The organism is Streptomyces nanshensis (genome assembly GCF_001751255.1).
Taxonomy (GTDB): Bacteria; Actinomycetota; Actinomycetes; order Streptomycetales; family Streptomycetaceae; genus Streptomyces; species Streptomyces nanshensis_A.
Genome location: NZ_LJGW01000647.1, coordinates 1 through 4297 on the forward strand (window position 1 = coordinate 1; position 4297 = coordinate 4297).

At 73.4% G+C, this 4297-nt stretch carries 3 protein-coding genes; all 3 read left to right on the plus strand.

The genetic code is table 11. The annotated features are described in order from the left end of the window. The first annotated feature begins 43 nt into the window (after positions 1 to 43). Complete coding sequence (locus tag AN218_RS30815; protein WP_070020329.1) at positions 44 to 1327, plus strand: deoxyguanosinetriphosphate triphosphohydrolase; 1284 nt, start codon at positions 44 to 46, stop codon at positions 1325 to 1327. A 140-nt stretch (positions 1328 to 1467) separates the two neighbouring features. Beyond that, positions 1468 to 2733, plus strand: a complete 1266-nt coding sequence (locus AN218_RS30820) for an NAD(P)/FAD-dependent oxidoreductase (RefSeq protein WP_070020328.1) — start codon at positions 1468 to 1470, stop codon at positions 2731 to 2733. Positions 2734 to 2910: 177 nt separating this feature from the next. Further along, the coding region (gene dnaG / locus AN218_RS30825) for a DNA primase (RefSeq protein ID WP_079132773.1) at positions 2911 to 4297 on the plus strand (1387 nt) is incomplete at its 3' end.

Genomic DNA, 4297 nt, shown 5'->3' on the forward strand with positions numbered 1-4297 from the left:
CGGCACCGGTGGCGCCGGAGCCGCCCCCGCCCCCGGGCCCTGGATCTGGGATCCCGCCGACATCGAGCGCTGGGCGCCCGAGCCCGACAAGCGGCCCGGACGTACGGCCTTCCAGCGCGACCGCGCCCGCGTCCTCCACTCGGCCGCGCTGCGGCGCCTCGCGGGCAAGACCCAGGTCGTCGCGCCCGGCACCAGCGCACAGGCATGGGACGCCAGCCCCCGCACCCGGCTGACCCACTCCCTGGAGTGCGCACAGGTCGGACGGGAGCTGGGCGCGGCGCTCGGCTGCGACCCGGACCTCGTGGAGACGGCCTGTCTCGCACACGACCTCGGGCACCCGCCGTTCGGGCACAACGGCGAACGCGTCCTGAACGAGATCGCCGCGCCCTGCGGCGGCTTCGAGGGGAACGCGCAGTCGCTGCGGCTGCTCGCCCGGCTGGAGCCCAAGCGTTTCCTGGACGTCGAGGACGACGCGGACGGCGACGGCGGCAGCCGGCTCGTGCCCGTCGGCCTCAACCTCACCCGGGCCTCGCTCGACGCCGCCGCCAAGTACCCGTGGCCGCGCGGCGGTCACCCCACCGATCCGGGCTCGCCCAAGTTCGGCGTTTACGAGGACGACCTGCCCGTCTTCACCTGGTTCCGCAGCGGAGCCCCCGCCGGGCGCCGCTGCTTCGAGGCGCAGGTCATGGACTGGTCCGACGACGTGGCCTACTCGGTGCACGACGTCGAGGACGGTCTGCACGCCGGCCATCTCGACCCCAACGTCCTTCTCGCCGGGCCCGAGCGCACCGACATCTTCGACGCCGCCGCGGAGCGCTACGCGCCCGGCGCCTCCCACGCCGAACTCGCCGAAGCGCTCGACCGGTTGCTGGACCAGGAGTGGTGGCCGCACAGCTACGACGGGTCCGCCGTCGCCCAGGCCCGCCTCAAGGACGCCACGAGCCAGCTCATCGGACGGTTCTGTCTGGCGGCCGAGGGCGCCACGCGCCGCGCGTACGGATCGGGCCCGCTCACCCGCTACGCCGCCGAACTCGTCGTACCGCGCGGCGTACGGCTGGAGTGCGCCGTGCTCAAGGCCGTCGCACACCGCTATGTGATGCAGCGCGACGACCTGGAACGGCTGCGCGCCGAGCAGCGCGTCGTCCTCGGCGAACTGGCCGCCGCGCTCGTCACGCGCGCCCCCGAGGGGCTCGACCCGCAGTTCCGCGCCCTGTTCGGACAGGCGCCGGACGACGCCGCACGGCTGCGCGTCGTCGTCGACCAGATGGCGTCCCTGACGGACGTCTCGGCGCGCTCGCTGCACGCCCGGCTCAGCCCACCGCCGTAGCCCGTCCGTGTCCGTCCGGGCCCGTTCGTGTCCGTTCGCGCCCGCCACGGGCCCGCGGCCTCTTCCCGCCCGGGGCCCGATGCGGGACGCTCGCACGTGGATGTTTCCGTCGGGGGGTCAGGTCAGCGAGGAGGAACCAAGTGGTCGACGCACACCGGACGTTCGTCATCGTCGGCGGAGGGCTCGCCGGGTCGAAAGCGGCCGAGGCCCTGCGGGCCGAGGGCTTCACCGGCCGGGTCATCCTGATCGGCGACGAGCGCGACCACCCCTACGAACGTCCGCCGCTGTCCAAGGGGTATCTCGCCGGTTCCGACGAGCGCGAGAGCGTGTTCGTGCACGAGCCGGCCTGGTATGCGGGCGCCGACATCGAACTCCACCTGGGACAGACCGTCGTACGCCTCGACCGGGCCGGCAAGAGCGTGGAACTCGGCGACGGCACCCGCCTCCACTACGACAAGTTGCTGCTGGCCACCGGCGCCGAGCCCCGCCGTCTCGACATCCCCGGCACCTCCCTCGCCTCCGTGCACCATCTGCGCCGTCTCGCGCACGCCGACCGCCTGCGCGGCAGGCTCACCGCCCTCGGCCAGGAGAACGGCCACCTCGTCATCGCCGGAGCGGGCTGGATCGGGCTCGAAGTCGCCGCCGCGGCACGGGAGTACGGGGCGGAGGTCACCGTCGTCGAAGCGGAGCCGGCGCCGCTGCACTCCGTGCTCGGGCCCGAGATGGGCATGCTCTTCGCCGACCTCCACCGGGAGCACGGCGTGCGCTTCCACTTCGGGGCACGCCTGTCCGAGATCACCGGCGCCGACGGCATGGTGCAGTCCGTACGCACCGACGACGGCGACGAGCACCCCGCGCACGACGTGCTCGCCGCCATCGGCGCCGCGCCCCGCAGCGCGCTCGCCGAGGCCGCCGGACTGGACCTCGCCGAGGGGACGGGCGGCGTCGCCGTGGACTCCGCGCTGCGCACCTCCGACCCCGACGTCTACGCCGCGGGCGACGTCGCCGCCCTGCGCGAGACGCCGTGGGGCGGCCCGCTGCGCGTCGAGCACTGGGCGAACGCCCTCAACAGCGGCCCGGCGGCGGCCCGTTCGATGCTCGGCCGGGACGTGGTCTACGACCGGGTGCCGTACTTCTTCTCCGACCAGTACGACGTGGGCCTGGAGTACTCGGGCTGGGCGCCCCCGGGCAGCTACGACCAGGTGGTGTGCCGGGGCGACGTCGCCAAGCGGGAGTTCATCGCCTTCTGGCTCCGCGACAACCGCGTGCTGGCCGGGCTCAACGTCAACGTGTGGGACGTCACGGGCGCCGTGCAGGACCTGATCCGCTCCGGCAGGCCCGTCGGACGCGACGCGCTCGCCGACCCGGACGTGCCGCTCGCCGACCTCGCGGGCGGCGGCAACTGAGCTGCGGCAACTGACGTACGGCGAGGGGCAGTACGAGGGGCGGCAGGTGCCGTAGGGGCGGACGGGCCCGGCGGCGGGCGGGCCCCGTGCCGCCGCAGGGCCCGCCCGCTCCGGCCTCTCACCGGGCCCCTCCCCGTGCCCGGCGGCGCTGTCGCAGGCCCGCCGTACAATTCCGGTGTGGCGGGCAGGATCAACGACGAGGACGTGAAGGCGGTACGGGACGCTGTCCCGATCGACACCGTCGTCTCCGAGTACCTCCAGCTCCGCAACGCCGGCGGCGGCAATCTCAAGGGCCTCTGCCCCTTCCACGACGAGAAGTCGCCCTCGTTCCACGTCAGTCCGTCCAAGGGCCTCTTCCACTGCTTCGGCTGCCAGGAGGGCGGGGACACCCTCGACTTCGTGATGCGCGTGGACCATCTCTCCTTCTCGGAGGCGGTCGAACGGCTCGCGGGCCAGGCCGGCATCACGCTGCGCTACGAGGAGGGCGGCTACGGCCGTGCCAGCCAGCAGGGCGAGCGCACCCGCCTCGTCGAGGCGCACAAGGCCGCCGCGCGGTTCTACGCCGAGCAACTCCAGGGCCCCGAGGCCGAGACGGGGCGGCGCTTCCTGACCGAGCGCGGCTTCGACCAGGCGGCGGCCGAGCACTTCGGCATCGGATACTCCCCGGCGGGGTGGGACCATCTGGTCCGCTTCCTGCGCGGCAAGGGCTTCTCCGACCGGGAGCTGACCGCCTCCGGGCTCGCCCAGGAGGCCCGCAACGGCCGTCCCATCGACCGCTTCCGCGGCCGGCTGATGTGGCCCATCCGCGACATCGCGGGGGACGTCGTGGGATTCGGCGCCCGCAAGCTGCGCGAGGACGACCAGGGCCCCAAGTACCTCAACACCCCCGAGACGCCGATCTACCACAAGTCGCAGGTGCTCTACGGCATCGACCTTGCGAAGAAGGACATCGCGAAGGGCAACCGCGCGGTCGTCGTCGAGGGCTACACGGACGTCATGGCCTGCCATCTCGCGGGCGTCACCACCGCGATCGCCACCAGCGGCACGTCCTTCGGCGAGGGCCACATCAAGATCCTCCGCCGGCTGCTGATGGACAATTCGGCCTCCGAGGTCATCTTCACCTTCGACGGCGACGCGGCCGGGCAGAAGGCCGCGCTCCGCGCCTTCGAGGAGGACCAGAAGTTCGCCGCCCGTACGTCGATCGCCGTCACACCCCAGGGCATGGACCCGTGCGAGCTGCGGATCGCCGACGGCGACGAGGCGGTGGCGAAGGTCGTCGAAGACCGCTCGCCCCTCTTCGAGTTCGCGATCCGCTCGATCGTCTCCCAGCACAACCTCGATACGGCGGAGGGGCGTTCGGCCGCGCTGGAACAGGCCGCGCCCGTCGTCGCGCAGATCAAGGACCCCGCCATCCAGCACGAGTACGCGGTGCGGCTCGCGGGCCTCCTCGGCATCCTGGACACGCAGTTCGTGGTGCGCCGCCTCGGGCAGCTCGCACGGCGCCGCGCCTCCTCCGGCACGGGCACCGGCCGCGCGGGCACCCGCGGCACCGGCCCGACGGCCG